The following is a 17,269-nucleotide window of genomic DNA, read 5'->3' on the forward strand; positions in this document are numbered from 1 at the left end:
TCGCCGCCCGCGGGGCAGTCTGCCGGGTGGATCGGCTAGAATGCCCGTTCGAGATTTTTTACCCGTGCGCGTCATGCGAACCGCCAGCCACGGCCGCATCCGGCGCCCTTTCGCGGCAGCCCGCGCACGTCCAGCGTGAACCCCCTTTCCCCATCCACTACTTCAATCTGTTCAACATGAGCCAAGTCAAGCGTCTTACCGACCTGATCGCCGCCGGCCAGCTCGCCGGCAAGCGGGTATTCATCCGCGCCGACCTGAACGTCCCGCAGGACGACCAGGGCAACATCACCGAAGACACGCGCGTGCGCGCGTCCGTGCCGGCCATCCAGGCCGCGCTCGACGCCGGCGCGGCCGTGATGGTCACGTCGCACCTCGGCCGTCCGACCGAAGGCGAATTCAAGCCGAAAGATTCGCTCGCGCCGGTCGCGAAGCGCCTCGCCGAGCTGCTCGGCCGTGACGTGCCGCTCGTCTCGAACTGGGTCGAGAACGGCGTGAACGTCGTGCCGGGCCAGGTCGTGCTGCTCGAGAACTGCCGCGTGAACAAGGGCGAGAAGAAGAATTCGGACGAGCTCGCCCAGAAGATGGCGAAGCTCTGCGACGTGTACGTGAACGACGCATTCGGCACCGCGCACCGCGCGGAAGCCACCACCCACGGGATCGCGAAGTACGCGCCGGTCGCGTGCGCAGGCCCGCTGCTGGCCGCTGAACTCGATGCGCTCGGCAAGGCGCTCGGCGCCCCGGCCCGCCCGCTGGTGGCGATCGTCGCCGGCTCGAAGGTGTCGACCAAGCTGACGATCCTGAAGTCGCTGGCCGGCAAGGTCGACCAGCTGATCGTCGGCGGCGGCATCGCGAACACGTTCATGCTCGCGGCCGGCCTGTCGATCGGCAAGTCGCTCGCGGAAGCCGACCTCGTCAACGAGGCGAAGGCGATCATCGACGAAGCGCGCGAGCGCGGCGCGTCGGTGCCGATCCCGACCGACGTCGTGACGGCCAAGGAATTCTCGCCGACGGCCGTGGCCACGGTGAAGCAGGTCGCCGACATCGAAGCGGACGACATGATCCTCGACATCGGCCCGGATACGGCCAAGGCACTCGCGAGCCAGCTCGAGAAGGCCGGCACGATCGTGTGGAACGGCCCGGTCGGCGTGTTCGAGTTCGACCAGTTCGGCAACGGCACCAAGACGCTCGCGGAAGCGATCGCCAAATCGTCCGCGTTCTCGATCGCGGGCGGCGGCGACACGCTCGCGGCCATCGCGAAGTACGGCATCCATGACCAGGTCAGCTACATCTCGACGGGCGGCGGCGCCTTCCTCGAGTTCCTCGAGGGGAAGAAGCTGCCGGCAGTGGAAGTGCTGGAAACGCGGGCGGCCTGAGCGTGGCGGCGCGCGCAGGGGTGACGAAGGCCGCGCGCTCCGCGAAAGCGGAGCAGCCGGCCGGCGCGGGCAAGCGCAAACGCGCGCCCGCGCGGGCGAACTCCGCCCCGCGCGCACCGGCGGCCGCCGGCGACGCGGCCGAGCAGCACCACGAGATTCAGAACAAAGCGATGCCGGGCGCAAGCACCGGCACGCCCCCCGGAACGGCGGCCGCTGGGCCTGCCGCTTCCGGCTCTCGCAGCGTTTCACCCAGCGCATCCACCTTGATCCAGATGAGGAGTTTCATGCAGCGCGCCACCAAGATAGTCGCCACGATCGGCCCGGCTTCCAGTTCGCCGGAGATTCTGCTGCAGATGATGCAGGCGGGCCTCGACGTCGTGCGGCTCAATTTTTCGCACGGCACGGCCGACGATCACCGCCAGCGCGCCGAGATGGTGCGCGAGGCCGCCCGCAAGGTCGGCCGCGAGATCGCGATCATGGCCGACCTCCAGGGCCCGAAGATCCGCGTCGGCAAGTTCGAGAACGGCAAGACCACGCTCGAGCCGGGTCAGTCCTTCATTCTCGATGCGGGTTGCGAGCTCGGCAACGACGAGCGCGTCGGCCTCGACTACAAGGAACTGCCGCGCGACCTGCGCACGGGCGACCTGCTGCTGCTGAACGACGGCCTGATCGTGCTGACCGTCGAGCGCGTGCTCGGCGACGAGATCCACACGATCGTCAAGGTGGGCGGCGAGCTGTCGAACAACAAGGGCATCAACCGCCAGGGCGGCGGCCTGTCGGCCCCCGCGCTGACCGCGAAGGACATGGAAGACATCCGCACCGCGATGTCGCTCGGCGCGGACCTGGTGGCCGTGTCGTTCCCGAAGAACGCGACCGACATGGAAATGGCGCGCCAGCTCGCGAACATCGCGGGCGCGCCGTACGGCATCAAGCCGAAGATGATCGCGAAGATCGAGCGCGCGGAAGCGATTCCGGCGCTGCAGAGCATTCTCGACGCGTCCGACGGCATCATGGTCGCGCGCGGCGACCTCGCGGTGGAAGTGGGCAACGCGGCCGTGCCGGCGCTGCAGAAGCGCATGATCCGGATGGCGCGCGAGTCGAACAAGCTCGTGATCACCGCGACGCAGATGATGGAATCGATGATCCACGCGCCGGTGCCGACGCGCGCGGAAGTGTCGGACGTCGCGAACGCGGTGCTCGACGGCACCGACGCGGTGATGCTGTCGGCCGAGACGGCCGCCGGCAAGTACCCGGTCGTCACGATCGAGACAATGGCGGCCGTGTGCGTCGAGGCGGAAAAGTCGGAGCACGTCGAGCTGGACAAGGATTTCCTCGACCGCACGTTCACGCGGATCGACCAGTCGATCGCGATGGGCGCGCTGTTCACCGCGTACCACCTGGGTGCGAAGGCAATTGTCGCGCTGACCGAATCGGGCGCGACCGCGCTGTGGATGTCGCGCCACTACACGCACGTGCCGATCTTCGCGCTGACGCCGCGCGTCGGCAGCGAGCGCACGATGGCGCTGTACCGCAACGTGACGCCGCTGCACGTCGACTTCAACAGCGACCGCGATTCGGCGCTGCAGGCCGCGCTCGAGATCGTCGTCAAGCAGGGCTACGTGCAGCACGGCGACATGGTCGTGCTGACCGTCGGCGAGCCGATGGGGCAGGCGGGGGGTACCAACACGCTGAAGATCGTGCGGGTCGGCGAGCACTATTGAGCACCGGCCGGGCAGTTGCCCGGCCCGAAACCGGCGGCCCGAGGTGATCGGGCACCGATTTTTGACGAAAGCCGCGCGGGGTCGCATGCCCCGCGCGGCTTTTTTTCTCTTTTTTGCCCGCTTTGTGCCGTGCGAACGTAACAAATTGCGAGTCGGCGCCACCGGGCGGTCGGAATCGGAGGCGCTTCGCGATAAAATGCGGCTATTCGACGCTCAGCCGCGCCGCGCCACCCCGGGTTCGAACGGGAGCGAGCGCCGCGCCGGCGTCAGGGCGCACCGGTTTTCATTCCAAGGAGTTCCACAATGCCTCTCGTATCAATGCGTCAATTGCTGGACCACGCGGCAGAGCACGGTTACGGCCTGCCGGCCTTCAACGTGAACAACCTGGAGCAGGTCCAGGCGATCATGGCGGCGGCGGACCAGGTCGGCGCACCCGTGATCATGCAGGCATCGGCCGGCGCGCGTAAGTATGCGGGCGAGCCGTTCCTGCGCCACCTGATCGAAGCGGCAGTCGAGTCGTACCCGCACATCCCGGTCGTGATGCACCAGGATCACGGCCAGTCGCCGGCGGTCTGCATGGCTGCGATCCGCAGCGGCTTCACCAGCGTGATGATGGACGGTTCGCTGGAAGCCGACGGCAAGACGGTCGCATCGTACGAGTACAACGTCGACGTGTCGCGCAAGGTCGTCGAGATGGCGCACTCGATCGGCGTGACGGTCGAAGCCGAACTCGGCGTGCTCGGCTCGCTCGAGACGATGAAGGGCGACAAGGAAGACGGCCACGGCGCGGAAGGCACGATGACCCGCGAGCAGCTGCTGACCGATCCGGAGCAGGCCGCCGATTTCGTCAAGCTCACGCAGTGCGATGCACTCGCGATCGCGATCGGTACGTCGCACGGCGCGTACAAGTTCTCGAAGAAGCCGACGGGCGACATCCTGTCGATCGAGCGCATCAAGGAAATCCACGCGCGCATCCCGAACACCCACCTCGTGATGCACGGTTCGTCGTCGGTGCCGCAGGAACTGCTGGCCGAGATCCGCGAATTCGGCGGCGACATGAAGGAAACCTACGGCGTGCCGGTCGAGGAAATCCAGGAAGGCATCAAGCACGGCGTGCGCAAGATCAACATCGACACCGACCTGCGTCTCGCGATCACCGGTGCGATCCGCCGCTACCTGTTCGAGAACCCGGGCAAGTTCGATCCGCGCGACTACCTGAAGCCCGCGCGCGAAGCGGCGAAGCAGGTTTGCGTCGACCGCTACCTCGCGTTCGGCTGCGAAGGCCAGGCCGGCAAGATCAAGCCGGTGTCGCTCGACAAGATCGCCGAGCAGTACAAGTCCGGTGCGCTCGCACAGGTCGTGCGCTAAGACTGTAGTACGATTGCCTCGCCGAAAGGCAACGGCAAGGCTGTCCGGCCGGATCTGATCCGACCCCGCAGCCGTTCCGTCCGGCCGAACGAGGGCCGGCCGGAAACCGCCCGGGCCCAGCCGCCCGGCCGGTTCGCCGACGTATTGCAAGACCGCCGTTCCCGCCTGCCGCGGGGAACGGCGTTTCCCTTTTTGTTTGGCTCCTTATCTGCGAAAAGACGATGTCTACCCTCTACGAATCCACGCTCCGCTCGCTGCCGCTCCTCGGTCGCGGCAAGGTCCGCGATAACTACGCGGTCGGCAACGACAAGCTCCTGATCGTCACGACCGACCGCCTGTCGGCATTCGACGTGGTGATGGGCGAGCCGATTCCGAACAAGGGCCGCGTGCTGAACCAGATGGCGAACTTCTGGTTCGACAAGCTCGCGCACATCGTGCCGAACCACCTGACGGGCGACGCGCCGGAAGCGGTCGTCGCGGCCGATGAAGTCGAGCAGGTGAAGGGCCGCGGCGTGGTCGTCAAGCGCCTCGAGCCGATCATGATCGAAGCGGTCGTGCGCGGCTACCTGGCCGGCAGCGGCTGGAAGGAATACCAGGCGTCGGGCGCCGTGTGCGGCGTGCAGCTGCCGGAAGGCCTGCAGAACGCGCAGAAGCTGCCCGAGCCGATCTTCACGCCGGCCGCGAAGGCCGAGATGGGCGAGCACGACGAGAACATCACGTTCGAGGAAACCGAGCGCCGCATCGGCACCGAGCTGGCCGCGACGATCCGCGACATCTCGATCAAGCTGTACAAGGAAGCGGCCGACTACGCGGCGACGCGCGGCATCATCATCGCCGACACGAAGTTCGAATTCGGCCTCGACAACCACGGCAAGCTTTACCTGATGGACGAAGCGCTGACGGCCGACTCGTCGCGCTTCTGGCCGGCCGACCAGTACCAGGTCGGCACGAACCCGCCGTCGTTCGACAAGCAGTTCGTGCGCGACTGGCTCGAGGCGCAGCCGTGGGGCAAGACGGCACCGGCACCGGCGCTGCCGGCCGACGTCGTCGAGAAGACGGCCGCGAAGTACCAGGAAGCGCTCGAGCGCATCACGGGCCAGGCGCTCGCCTGAGCGGGCTTTGCATGGGACCAGAGTCAGTGCTGAAGCACTGACTCTGGTCGACAGGAACTGAACAAATGAGTGAAATCCAGACTGCCCACACGCACAGCGCGCCGCTCGTCGGCGTGCTGATGGGTTCGAGTTCCGATTGGGACGTGATGAAGCATGCGGTCGCCATCCTGCAGGAATTCGGCGTGCCGTACGAAGCGAAGGTCGTGTCCGCGCACCGGATGCCCGACGAGATGTTCGACTATGCGGAGAAGGCGCGCGAGCGCGGGCTGCGCGCGATCATCGCGGGCGCCGGCGGCGCCGCGCACCTGCCCGGCATGCTGGCCGCGAAAACCACGGTGCCGGTGCTCGGCGTGCCGGTCGCGAGCAAGTACCTGAAGGGTGTCGATTCGCTGCACTCGATCGTGCAGATGCCGAAAGGCGTGCCGGTCGCGACGTTCGCGATCGGCGAGGCCGGCGCCGCGAATGCCGCGCTGTTCGCGGTGTCGATCCTGTCCGGCAACTCGGTCGACTATGCGAACCGGCTCGCCGCGTTCCGCGTGCGCCAGAACGAAGCCGCGCACGCGATGGTGCTGCCGCCGCTGGAATGACGGCGCACCGGCGGCCGCGCGTCGCGGCTGCCTGACCTCCCCACTGCGGCGGGCAGCGCCCGCCGCGACCGACCACTGACATGACCGCAACTCCTGATTCCGTTTCCCCGATCCTGCCCGGCGCGTGGCTGGGCATGGTCGGCGGTGGCCAGCTCGGCCGCATGTTCTGCTTTGCCGCCCAGTCGATGGGCTATCGCGTCGCCGTGCTCGATCCCGATCCGACGAGCCCCGCCGGCGCGGTCGCCGATCGCCACCTGCGCGCCGCGTATGACGACGAAGCCGCGCTCGCCGAACTGGCCGACCTGTGCGAGGCTGTTTCGACGGAGTTCGAGAACGTGCCGGCCGCGAGCCTCGATTGCCTCGCGCGCACGACCTTCGTCGCACCGGCTGGCCGCTGCGTCGCGGTCGCGCAGGACCGGATCGCGGAGAAGCGCTTCATCGAAGCGTCGGGCGTGCCCGTCGCGCCGCACGTCGTGATCGAATCGTCGGCGGCACTCGCCGCGCTCGACGATGCCGCGCTCGACGCGGTGCTGCCGGGCATCCTGAAGACGGCGCGTCTCGGCTACGACGGCAAGGGCCAGGTGCGCGTGAGTACCGCGCAGGAAGCGCGCGACGCACATGCGGCGCTGAACGGCGTGCCATGCGTGCTCGAAAAGCGCCTGCCGCTGAAATACGAAGTGTCGGCGCTGATCGCGCGCGGCGCGGACGGCCGCTCGGCCGCGTTCCCGCTCGCGCAGAACGTGCACCACAACGGCATCCTCGCGCTGACGGTCGTGCCCGCGCCGGCGGCCGATGCCGCACGCGTCGCGGAGGCGCAGCAGGCGGCCGTGCGGATCGCCGATACGCTCGGCTACGTCGGCGTGCTGTGCGTCGAATTCTTCGTGCTGGAAGACGGTTCGTTCGTCGCGAACGAGATGGCGCCGCGCCCGCACAACTCCGGCCACTACACGGTCGATGCGTGCGCCACGAGCCAGTTCGAGCAGCAGGTGCGCGCGATGACGCGCATGCCGCTCGGCAACCCGCGCCAGCATTCGCCGGCCGCGATGCTGAACATCCTCGGCGACGTGTGGTTCCCGAACGGTGCGGCGGCCGATGCCGTCACGCCGCCGTGGGACACCGTCGCGGCGATGCCGGCCGCGCACCTGCACCTGTACGGCAAGGAAGACGCGCGCGTCGGCCGCAAGATGGGCCACGTGAACTTCACGGCCGAAACGCGCGATGAAGCCGTTGCCGCGGCCACCGCGTGCGCGCAGCTGCTGCGCGTGGCGATCGACTGAGGCGCCGGCCGATGTCCATCGATCTCCCGAACTCCGTCACGCCCGCTCAGATCGACGCCGCCGCTGCGCTGCTCGACGCGGGCCAGCTCGTCGCGTTTCCGACCGAAACCGTCTACGGGCTCGGTGGCGACGCGGCGAATCCCGAGGCCGTCGCGCGCATCTACGCGGCGAAGGGGCGGCCCGCGAATCATCCGGTGATCGTGCACCTGCCGCCGGGCGGCGATCCGGGCTACTGGGCCGACGCTCTGCCGGCCGACGCGCAGGCGTTGATCGATGCGTTCTGGCCGGGCCCGCTGACGCTGATCCTGAAGCGCCATGCGCGCATCCCCGACGCGGTGAGCGGCGGCCAGGATTCGGTCGGGCTGCGCTGCCCGTCGCATCCGGTCGCGCAGGCGCTGCTGGCCGCGTTCAGCGCGCGGCGCGGCGGGCATGGCGGTGTGGCTGCGCCGTCCGCGAACCGGTTCGGCCATGTGAGCCCGACCACCGCGCAGCACGTGCGCGACGAGTTCGGCGACACCGTGCACGTGCTCGACGGCGGCGCATCGGAAGTCGGTATCGAGTCGACGATTCTCGACCTGTCGCGCGGCTTCCCGGCGCTGCTGCGTCCGGGCCACGTGACGCCGCAGCAGATCGCCGACGTGCTCGGTCGCGCGCCGCGGCTGCCGGACGGCAGCGACGCGACCGCGCCGCGTGCGTCGGGCACGCTGAAAGCGCATTACGCGCCGCGCACGCCGCTCGCGCTGCTGCCGTTCGATGCGCTCGAGCCGCTGCTCGCGGCCGCGCAGACCGACGGCGAGCGCGTTGCGCTCGTCGCACGCGCGTCGCGCGCGGGACGCTGGGCGCAGGCCGACGGCGTGCATTTCGTCGCGGCGCCGGAGGATCCGTCCGCGTATGCGCGCGAGCTGTACGGGATGCTGCGTGCGCTCGACCGCGCGCAGGTCGCGCGGATTCTCGTCGAGAAGCTGCCCGAGACCGTCGAATGGATCGCGGTCAACGATCGCCTCGGCCGCGCGGCCGCGGCGTTCGAAGCGACCGAATGACGAAGGTGCGCGGCTGACGCGACCGTCGCCGCGCCGGTTGCCCCGCGCATGAAAAAACGCCCGACCGGCAAACCGGTCGGGCGTTTTCGTTTTGGGCGCGTGGCCGGCGGCTTACTTGCCGACGCCGGACGCCGCGATCTTCGACTGCACGAACTGCGCGAACAGCGCGTACAGGTGCGTCGTCGGGTGGACCGTGTCGGCGAACATGTAGGTCTGGTCCGCGTTCGCGGCCGTGTAGGTTTGCGGCGAGCAGAACAGCGACGAGCCGAATGCGGTTGCGTTCGCGACGCCGTATTGCGTTGCGGCCGCGACCATCGCCTTCAGGTTGCACCCGGTATCGGTGTTCGATACGGTGAAGCCGTTCGCCTGGTAGTTCGCGAGGATGCCGTCCTGCCACGTGAACGTGTCCATCAGCACGTACTTGGTCGTATCGACCTTGAGCGCCTGCAGCGTCGCGGCGAGCGTGCCGTTGAACAGCATCGACAGTTGCGTGAGGGTCGTCTGCGTGCCGGCTTGCAGCGCGAGCGGCGTGCCGCCGATGTCCGGCACGTTCGACACGAACACGTGGGTCGCGCCGGCGGCGACGATCTGCTGGACGATGCCGGCAAGCTGCTGCGCGGCCGCCCCGATGTTCTGCTGCAGTTGCGTCGGCGTGATCGCGCCCGCCTGCAGCGCCGTGACCTGATAGAAGATGTCGTTCGCACCGCCGTTGAGCAGCACGATCTGGCCGGCGTTGAAGCTGCCGTGCTGCGACACGTATTGCTTGACCTGGTCGGCGATCGGCATCGTGGTCGCCTGCGCGTAGTCCGCGTTCGGCACGCTCGCGTCCGCGTGGCCGATGCCCGGCTGCTGCGTCACGCGCGCGCCGCCCTGTGCGTAGCCGAGGCCGCCGGTGGCCTGCAGCGGAACGCCGAAGCCGCCCTGGTTGGCCGGCTGCAGCGTGTCGCCGTAGTACTGCGCGACGTCCTGCGTCCACACCTGGCCGGGGTTCGTCGTGAAGCGGCCGCCGCCGAAGCCGAGCTTGATCTGCGAGTAGGTGCCCGCGTCGGACAGGCTGTCGCCGAACGACACGATCTGCATCTTCACGCCCGACGGCGGCGTGTTCGACGCGCTGTTGTTGTTGTCGTCACCGCCACCGCCGCACGCGGCGAGCAGCGCGAGCGCGGCGCCGGCGATTGCAACTTGCGCGGTGCGCAGCATGCGTTGCCGGGTGCGGGTAGGTGCGTGTTGTCGTGTCTGCATCGTTCGATCTCCTCGTAGATATGGCCTGATGTGTTTCTCATCTGCCGCGTGCCTGCTCGGTTCCGGGCTGCGCGGCGGCCGTTGGCTGAAACGGTTTATTGGTCGCGCGCAGCCGCAAGCGGCACGGTGCGCGGATCGGGGTTCGCGGCCTCGGCAATCTGCGCATGATAAGCGCTCGCCCATTCGGGCGGGCCGAAAATCGCGCGCAGCTTGTTGCGCCAGCCGTCGACGCGCAACGCGTCGCCGGCCATCGATACCCACTCGTGGAACGTCGCGACGAGCGGGTTGTTCGAGCCGAGCCGCTCGACGATCCCGTACTGCGGCCGATCGTCGGGCGTTTCCTCGACATAGCTGCCGAACAGGCGATCCCAGATCACCAGGACGCCTGCGTAATTGCGGTCGATGTAGCGCGGATTGCGTGCATGGTGCGCGCGGTGGATCGACGGCGTGTTCAGCACGTATTCGAGCCAGCCGAGCTTGCCGATCGCCTGCGTGTGCACGAAGAACTGGAACGCGAGGTTGATCAGCACGATGCCGACCACCTGTTGCGGCGGAAAGCCGGCGAACGCGAGCGGCAGCCAGAACACCCACATCCCCGCGACGGGATACATCAGGCTCTGGCGGAACGCGGTCGAGAAATTCATCCGCTCGGACGAGTGGTGCACGACGTGCGCGGCCCACAGCCAGCGCACGCGATGGCTCGCGCGATGGAACACGTAGTAGAGGAAATCCTGCGCGATGAACAGTACTGCGAACGACAGCCAGCCGTCGTGCCAGGTGATCAGTCGATAGTGCTGGTAGCAGTACGCATAAACGGGGATCACGAACAGCCATGCGATCTTGTCGGCGCCCTGGTGCATCAGCGCGAGCGCCGCGTTGCACAGCGTGTCGCGCCACGCATAGACGTGGTCCTGCGCACGAGTGCGGGCGAGGTGCCAGGCCTCCCACGCGATGCAGAGCAGGAAGACGGGCGCCAGCGCGAGCAGAAGCAATTCGACGTCGAATCGCATGGGCGTGTCTCCTTCTTTCCCCTGCAAGCCTTGAGGCCGGGCGTATGGCCCGTTGTATGTATCTGTCAGGCCAACAGCCTACGCAATCGCCACGCGCTAGGCGAGGGGGGAGCGTAGAGGGTTCCCTCTGAGGACAGGGTTTCTACGGAAGCCGCGCGGCGCGGGGCCGGGCGGTGCGGCCCTGTTTTATGGGCACGGTTGGCGCGCGGTGCGTTGCGTGCCGGTGGCGGCTGCCGTTTCAAACCGGAGCGGGCGGGATTCCGTGTGCGGCGGCGCCGGCAGGCCGTGCTGGCCGTCGCCGCGGCGCCCCGCTGCGCGGTGCCGCCCCGTGGTTGGCGCAAGTCGACGCGAGCGGGCAGCCGGCCGCGCCGCATCGTGTCGCCGCGTGTGGAAACGTCAGTGCGCGCCCGCGTAGATCCACTCGAGCAGCGTGTCGTGCGCGGCGCGCGCGGCTTCCGCGTGATCGTTGTTGATGAAGCTGACGACGATGTAGCTCTGGCCGTCGGCGCCGGCGACGTAGCCGGCGATCGCGCGCACGTCACGCAGCGTGCCGGTCTTGATGTGCGCGTTGCCGAGCACGCCGGCGTTGGTGAGGCGGTTCTTCATCGTGCCGTCGATGCCCGCGATCGGCAGCGAATCGATGAAGGCCTGCGCGACGGGGCTCGCATTCGCGGCCTGCAGCAGCGCGGCGAGCGACAGCGCGCTCATGTGCTCTTCGCGAGACAGGCCCGAGCCGTTCTCGAGCGCGAGGTCGGGCATCGCGATGCCGTTCTTCTGCAGGAACGCCTGGATCACGCGGCTCGACTGTTCGGGCGTCGCGGGCGGCTTGCCGCTGGCCGCGCCGATCGTCAGGAACAGGTTGCGCGCCATCACGTTGTTGCTGAACTTGTTGATGTCGTAGACGATGCTGCCGAGCACCGGGCTGTGATGCACGGCGAGGGGCCGCGCGGTGGTCGGCACCTTGCCTTCGCTCACCGGCCCCGCGATCGTGCCGCCGTCCTGCTGCCACAGCGCGAGGAAGCCGCGCGCGAAGAACGTCGTGTGATCGAGGATCGCGAGGTTGGTCGTGTGCGCGCCGCAGCGCAGCGGATAGTCGCCGGCGAACGAGGCGGTCATGACCCCGCTGCCGGCCGTCAGCGTCGGCCGCGCGGCCGCGGCGGCCGCGCTGCACGAGCCCGAGCCTTCGACCAGCTGGTTGTCGATCGACAGGTCGGCGAGCGGCGGCAGCACGTCGACGGCCACCTTGCCGTCGTCGCCCGGCGTGACGGTGAACGACACGGCCTTGAATGCGTACAGCAGCGGATCGGGGCCGACGTTGTACGGCGCGCTTGCGTCGTCGTCGAACGACGGGAGATCGCGCGTCGATGCCGCGAAGTAGCTCTTGTCGAGCACGAGGCCGCCGGCCACGCGCTTGACGCCGGCCTTGCGGAGCTTGTCGACGAGGTCGATCAGCTCTTCGGGCACGAGCTTCGGATCGCCGGTGCCCTTGATGTACAGGTTGCCCTGCAGCGTGCCGTCGGGGTCGATCGTGCCGTCCGTGTACGCGGTCGTGCGCCAGCGGTAGTCGGGGCCGAGGATCGACAGGCCCGAGAAGGTCGTCACCAGCTTCATCGTCGAGGCGGGCATCATCGGCCGACTCGCATTCCACGCGATCAGCGGTTCCGGATCGCCGACGCGCTCGACGACGACGCTCATCGCCGACGCGGGCACCTTCGCGCGCTGCAGCGCGACGAGCACGGACGCCGGCAGGCCGGCCGCGCGCGCGGCGGGCGACACGACCGTGGTCTTGCGCGCTTCCTTGTGGGATTTCTTGCGGGCCTGCGCGGACGGCGCGAAGGCGAGGGCCGTGCAGGTGGCGACGATGGCGGCGGCCCGCAGGCAGACGCGGGCACGGGGGGCGAACCGGGTGGACAGATCGGAAATCGGCATGGACGAATACGGGAGAAGCACGACGTTCGGGCAGGGCGCGCGCGGCGCCAAAGCGCACATTGTAGAGACAAGTCCGGACAGCCCCCTTGCAATCCGCCTTTCTGTTGCATTGCACGGTGCCGCGCATGTGATTCGTGGCGCTACAATGGTCGCCGTGTTTGACTCGCCCGATGGATGCCTGTCCCGATGCGGATTCTGCTTGTCGAAGATGATCGAATGATTGCCGAAGGCGTGCGCAAGGCGCTGCGCTCGGACGGCTTTGCGGTCGACTGGGTGCAGGACGGCGACGCCGCGCTGACGGCGCTCGGCGGCGAGACGTACGACCTGCTGCTGCTCGATCTCGGCCTGCCGAAGCGCGACGGCATCGACGTGCTGCGCACGCTGCGCGCGCGGGGGCTGGCGCTGCCGGTGCTGATCGTCACCGCGCGCGACGCGGTGGCCGATCGCGTGAAGGGGCTCGACGCGGGCGCCGACGATTACCTCGTCAAGCCGTTCGACCTCGATGAACTGGGCGCGCGGATGCGTGCGCTGATCCGCCGCCAGGCCGGGCGCAGCGAATCGCTGATCCGCCACGGCGCGTTGACGCTCGATCCCGCTTCGCACCAGGTGACGCTCGACGGCGTGCCCGTCGCGCTGTCCGCGCGCGAGTTCGCGCTGCTCGAGGCGCTGCTCGCACGGCCCGGCGCGGTGCTGTCGAAGAGCCAGCTCGAGGAGAAGATGTACGGCTGGGGCGAGGAGATCGGCAGCAACACGGTCGAGGTCTACATCCACGCGCTGCGCAAGAAGCTCGGCTCGGACCTGATCCGCAACGTGCGCGGGCTCGGCTACATGGTCGTCAAGGAAAGCTGACGCGTGAGGTCGATTCGTCATCAATTACTGATCTGGCTGCTCGCGATCGTCGTCGCGGGCGTGGGCCTCGCGGGCTGGCTCATCTACCGGCAGGCGCTCGCCGAGGCGAACGAACTGTTCGACTACCAGTTGCAGGAAATCGCCGCGGCCTTGCCGTCCGAGCCGTTCTCGCAGGTGTTCGGCTCGCGCACCAACGGCGACGAAGGCATCGTGATCCAGATCTGGAACCGCAACGGCGTGCTGATGTACTTCTCGCATCCGCGTGCGCCGATCGCGCCGCGCGCGGAGCTCGGCTTCTCGACCGAGCGCACCGATCGCGGCGAATGGCGCGTGTACGGCGCGATCGTCGGCGACAACGTCGTGCAGCTCGCGCAGCCGCTGTCGGTGCGCAACCGGCTGGCGGCGAACGTCGCGCTGCGCACGCTGTGGCCGCTGATCGTGCTGCTGCCGTTCCTCGGCGCGGCCGTGTGGGTGATCGTCGGGCGCGGGCTCGCACCGCTCGGCCGCGTGACGCGCGCGGTCGAGGCACGCCGTCCGGAAGCGCTCGATCCGCTGCCCGATGCGCGCCTGCCGCTCGAGGTGCAGCCGCTCGTGCGGGCGCTGAACGGGCTGCTCGCGCGGTTGTCGGCCGCGCTCGACACGCAGAAGGCCTTCGTGGCCGACGCCGCGCACGAACTGCGCACGCCGCTCGCGGCCGTGCAGATCCAGGCGCAGCTCGTCGCCCGCGCGAAGGACGATGCATCGCGCCGCGAGGCGGTCGCGGATCTCCAGGATGGCGTGTCGCGCGCGACGCGTCTCACGGAGCAGCTGCTCGCGCTCGCACGCGCCGAACCGGATGGCGCGACGATGCGCGAGCCGGTCGATCTGCATGCACTGCTCGCCGAATGCGTGGCCGCGCTTGCGCCGCTCGCGCAGCGGCGCGACATCGATCTCGGCTTCGAGGAAACGCGCGCGGCGAGCGTCGTCGCGGACGTCGGCGCGCTGCGCGTGATGTTCGGCAACCTGCTCGACAACGCGGTGAAGTACACGCCGGACGGCGGCCGCATCGACGTGTCGCTGACCCGCGACGCGGCCGGCCGCGCATGCGTGCAGATCGGCGACAGCGGGCCCGGCATTCCGGCCGACGAGCGCGAGCGCGTGTTCGACCGCTTCTACCGCGACAGCTCCGCCCGAGCGCGCACCGACGTGTCGGGCAGCGGGCTCGGACTCGCGATCGTCAAGCGCGTGGCCGCGCAGCAGGGCGCGACGGTGTCGCTCGGCGACGCGGCCGCGGGCGGCCTGCTCGTCAGCGTCGTGTTCCGCGACGCGGAGATGCCGGCCGAGGCGCCGCAGCCGTCCGAATCCGTGTGACGCTCGGCGCCGGCGGCCGCTTGGGGCCGGTTCACGCAAATGGCGGGCGGAAAGGCACGTTCCCCTGTTGGGAAAAATTCGTTCGTGGGGCTGGCCCCAGAAGGGCCGATCGCCGCGTCATGCTCGTTGCGAATACGTCGAGAATTCGCTTCGTCGCATTCCTTGCGCTCGGCGCTTCTGGGGGCCAGCGCAAGCCCGTTATTCGCGTGAACAGGCCATAAGCCCCGCTTAAGGCTGATTAAGCCTCCTTTAAGTCAGGGTCGTTACGCTGCGTCTTAACAAAGAGGAGGTCCTACGATGAACACCCGATTTCTTGCGCGCGGCGCCGTCGCGGTCGCCGTGGCGGCCGCCCTGTCCGCCGCTTATGTCGCCGGCACCCACCGTGCCGATCCGCAGATCATCACGCCGGCGCAGGCCGCCGCGCTGATGCCGGCCGAAGCGGCTGCCAAGACCGGCATCCCCGATTTCTCCGGGCTCGTCGAGACCTATGGCCCGGCGGTCGTGAACATCAGCGCGAAGCACGTCGTGAAGCAGGTGTCGCGACGCATGCAGCAGCCGCAACTGCCGATCGATCCGAGCGACCCGTTCTACCAGTTCTTCAAGCATTTCTACGGGCAGGTGCCGGGCATGGGCGGCGACGCGCAGCCGGACGACCAGCCGAGCGCGAGCCTCGGTTCCGGGTTCGTGATCAGCTCCGACGGGTACATCCTCACCAATGCGCACGTGATCGACGGCGCGAACGTCGTGACGGTCAAGCTGACCGACAAGCGCGAATACAAGGCGAAGGTCGTCGGGTCGGACAAGCAGTCCGACGTCGCGGTGCTGAAGATCGACGCGAGCGGCCTGCCGACCGTGAAGATCGGCGACCCGGCGCAGAGCAAGGTCGGCCAGTGGGTCGTCGCGATCGGCTCGCCGTACGGCTTCGACAACACGGTCACGTCGGGCATCATCAGCGCGAAGTCGCGCGCGCTGCCGGACGAGAACTACACGCCGTTCATCCAGACCGACGTGCCGGTGAACCCCGGCAACTCGGGCGGCCCGCTGTTCAACCTGCAGGGCGAGGTGATCGGCATCAACTCGATGATCTACTCGCAGACGGGCGGCTTCCAGGGCCTGTCGTTCGCGATCCCGATCAACGAGGCGATCAAGGTCAAGGATGAGCTGGTCAAGACGGGCCACGTGAGCCGCGGCCGCCTCGGCGTCGCCGTGCAGGGGCTGAACCAGACGCTCGCGAGCTCGTTCGGACTGCAGAAGCCGGACGGCGCGCTCGTCAGCTCGGTCGACGCGAACGGCCCGGCCGCGAAGGCAGGCCTGCAGCCGGGCGACGTGATCCTGTCGGTCAACGGCTCGCCGGTTGCCGATTCGACGTCGCTGCCCGCGCAGATCGCGAACCTGAAGCCGGGTTCGAAGGCCGACCTGCAGATCTGGCGCGACAAGTCGAAGAAGACGATCAGCGTGACGCTTGGCGCGATGGCCGATGCGAAGCTCGCGTCGAATGACGGCGGGCCGGTCGAGCAGGGGCGCCTGGGCGTCGCGGTGCGTCCGCTGTCGCCGCAGGAGCGCAGCGCCGACAACCTGTCGCACGGCCTGATCGTGCAGCAGGCCGGCGGGCCGGCCGCCAACGCGGGCATCCAGCCCGGCGACGTGATTCTCGCGGTCAACGGCCGCCCGGTCACGAGCCCCGAGCAGTTGCGCGACGCGGTCAAGGGCGCGGGCAACAGTCTTGCTCTGCTGATCCAGCGCGATAATGCACAGATCTTCGTGCCGGTCGACCTGAGCTGACCGGCCACGGCCGACGGCCGGCCAGGCCGGCCGCGGCGGGCGCCGCCGCCGTTCGAGCGCGTGACGCTGCGCCCTGTATGTGTTCCGACCCCAAGGAGAGAGCCATGCAATATCTACGCAACGTGTCCCGATTTGCCGTCGCCGCGGCGCTGGCCGCCGGCCTCGCAGCCGGAGCGACCGGCGCGTACGCGCAGTCGGACGGCTTGCCCGCCGCGCGCCAGCAGGGCGACGTCACCTTCGTGTCCGGCGGCGTCGGGCAGGACGAATCGACGGCGTTCCAGCGCAGCGAGCCGAGTTGGCCGCTGGCGCTGCGGTTCACCGGCAAGGGCGGCGAGTTCCTGGCCGACGTCCATGTGCGGATCGTCGACGGCAAGGGTACCGAAGTGCTGAAGACCGACGCGCGCGGGCCGTACATGCTCGTGAAGGTGTCGCCGGGCCGCTATACGGTGTATGCGTCATACCAGGGCAATGAGGAATCCCGCGCCGTCACGGTCGGTGCGAAGGGCGGCGCGAAGACCGTGTTCCAGTGGAGCGCGCAGTAGCTCGCCGCGCGCGGCCCCGGCCGGGGTCGCGCATTCGGCTGCGGTTTCGCCCATAATGAAAGCCACGGCACCCGTGCCGTGGCTTTT

The 17,269-nt window shown here is 68.7% G+C and carries 15 protein-coding genes; 11 read left to right on the forward strand and 4 right to left on the reverse strand.

Annotation, left to right across the window (positions count from 1 at the left end):
* Positions 1-176 precede the first annotated feature (176 nt).
* Positions 177-1,373, forward strand: a complete 1,197-nt coding sequence (locus LGN19_RS19515; protein WP_226216662.1) for a phosphoglycerate kinase — start codon at positions 177-179, stop codon at positions 1,371-1,373.
* Positions 1,374-1,530: 157 nt separating this feature from the next.
* On the opposite strand, the gene LGN19_RS39600 is transcribed toward LGN19_RS19515, so the two are convergent.
* Complete coding sequence (locus tag LGN19_RS39600; protein WP_021164118.1) at positions 1,531-1,659, reverse strand: hypothetical protein; 129 nt, start codon at positions 1,657-1,659, stop codon at positions 1,531-1,533.
* Here LGN19_RS39600 and pyk point away from each other — a divergent pair.
* From pyk to LGN19_RS19545, 6 genes are all read left to right on the forward strand, one after another.
* Positions 1,658-3,094 carry a pyruvate kinase gene (pyk, locus tag LGN19_RS19520; protein WP_122946176.1) on the forward strand — a complete coding sequence of 479 codons (1,437 nt, stop codon included), beginning with the start codon at positions 1,658-1,660 and terminating at the stop codon, positions 3,092-3,094. The two genes, LGN19_RS39600 and pyk, sit on opposite strands and share 2 nt — an antisense overlap.
* A gap of 303 nt (positions 3,095-3,397) precedes the next feature.
* A complete protein-coding gene (gene fba / locus LGN19_RS19525; RefSeq protein ID WP_031402582.1) occupies positions 3,398-4,462 on the forward strand; it encodes a class II fructose-bisphosphate aldolase in 1,065 nt (354 codons plus the stop codon).
* Positions 4,463-4,683: 221 nt separating this feature from the next.
* On the forward strand, positions 4,684-5,574 hold the full coding sequence (locus tag LGN19_RS19530) for a phosphoribosylaminoimidazolesuccinocarboxamide synthase (RefSeq protein ID WP_043190234.1): 891 nt from the start codon (positions 4,684-4,686) through the stop codon (positions 5,572-5,574).
* A 65-nt stretch (positions 5,575-5,639) separates the two neighbouring features.
* Complete coding sequence (gene purE / locus LGN19_RS19535; protein WP_006481724.1) at positions 5,640-6,161, forward strand: 5-(carboxyamino)imidazole ribonucleotide mutase; 522 nt, start codon at positions 5,640-5,642, stop codon at positions 6,159-6,161.
* 80 nt (positions 6,162-6,241) lie between these two features.
* The gene (locus LGN19_RS19540) at positions 6,242-7,438 is read left to right on the forward strand and encodes a 5-(carboxyamino)imidazole ribonucleotide synthase (RefSeq protein ID WP_122946175.1); all 1,197 of its coding nucleotides are present in this window, start codon (positions 6,242-6,244) and stop codon (positions 7,436-7,438) included.
* An 11-nt stretch (positions 7,439-7,449) separates the two neighbouring features.
* Positions 7,450-8,478, forward strand: coding sequence for an L-threonylcarbamoyladenylate synthase (locus LGN19_RS19545; RefSeq protein WP_122946174.1), 1,029 nt, complete (start codon positions 7,450-7,452; stop codon positions 8,476-8,478).
* A gap of 111 nt (positions 8,479-8,589) precedes the next feature.
* Here LGN19_RS19545 and LGN19_RS19550 read toward each other — a convergent pair whose 3' ends face one another.
* The 3 genes from LGN19_RS19550 to dacB all read right to left on the reverse strand — a co-directional run bounded on the left by LGN19_RS19550 (position 8,590) and on the right by dacB (position 12,659).
* Positions 8,590-9,720, reverse strand: coding sequence for an SGNH/GDSL hydrolase family protein (locus LGN19_RS19550; protein WP_122946173.1), 1,131 nt, complete (start codon positions 9,718-9,720; stop codon positions 8,590-8,592).
* Positions 9,721-9,815: 95 nt separating this feature from the next.
* A complete protein-coding gene (locus tag LGN19_RS19555) occupies positions 9,816-10,730 on the reverse strand; it encodes a sterol desaturase family protein (RefSeq protein ID WP_226216663.1) in 915 nt (304 codons plus the stop codon).
* 396 nt (positions 10,731-11,126) lie between these two features.
* The gene (dacB, locus tag LGN19_RS19560) at positions 11,127-12,659 is read right to left on the reverse strand and encodes a D-alanyl-D-alanine carboxypeptidase/D-alanyl-D-alanine-endopeptidase (protein ID WP_174955505.1); all 1,533 of its coding nucleotides are present in this window, start codon (positions 12,657-12,659) and stop codon (positions 11,127-11,129) included.
* Between the two features lie 186 nt (positions 12,660-12,845).
* Between dacB and LGN19_RS19565 the strand changes: the two genes are divergently transcribed.
* The 4 genes from LGN19_RS19565 (at position 12,846) to LGN19_RS19580 (ending at position 17,182) form a co-directional block, all read left to right on the forward strand.
* Entirely contained in the window at positions 12,846-13,508 is a 663-nt protein-coding gene (locus LGN19_RS19565) for a response regulator (RefSeq protein WP_039360640.1), read from the forward strand.
* Between the two features lie 3 nt (positions 13,509-13,511).
* Positions 13,512-14,858: an ATP-binding protein gene (locus tag LGN19_RS19570; protein WP_226216665.1), complete on the forward strand. Its 1,347-nt coding sequence runs from the start codon at positions 13,512-13,514 to the stop codon at positions 14,856-14,858.
* A gap of 297 nt (positions 14,859-15,155) precedes the next feature.
* Positions 15,156-16,640 carry a DegQ family serine endoprotease gene (locus LGN19_RS19575; RefSeq protein WP_122946169.1) on the forward strand — a complete coding sequence of 495 codons (1,485 nt, stop codon included), beginning with the start codon at positions 15,156-15,158 and terminating at the stop codon, positions 16,638-16,640.
* Positions 16,641-16,744: 104 nt separating this feature from the next.
* The gene (locus tag LGN19_RS19580) at positions 16,745-17,182 is read left to right on the forward strand and encodes a carboxypeptidase-like regulatory domain-containing protein (RefSeq protein WP_226216666.1); all 438 of its coding nucleotides are present in this window, start codon (positions 16,745-16,747) and stop codon (positions 17,180-17,182) included.
* Positions 17,183-17,269 lie beyond the last annotated feature (87 nt).

Source organism: Burkholderia sp. AU30198 (assembly GCF_020419825.1).
Lineage (GTDB): Bacteria > Pseudomonadota > Gammaproteobacteria > Burkholderiales > Burkholderiaceae > Burkholderia.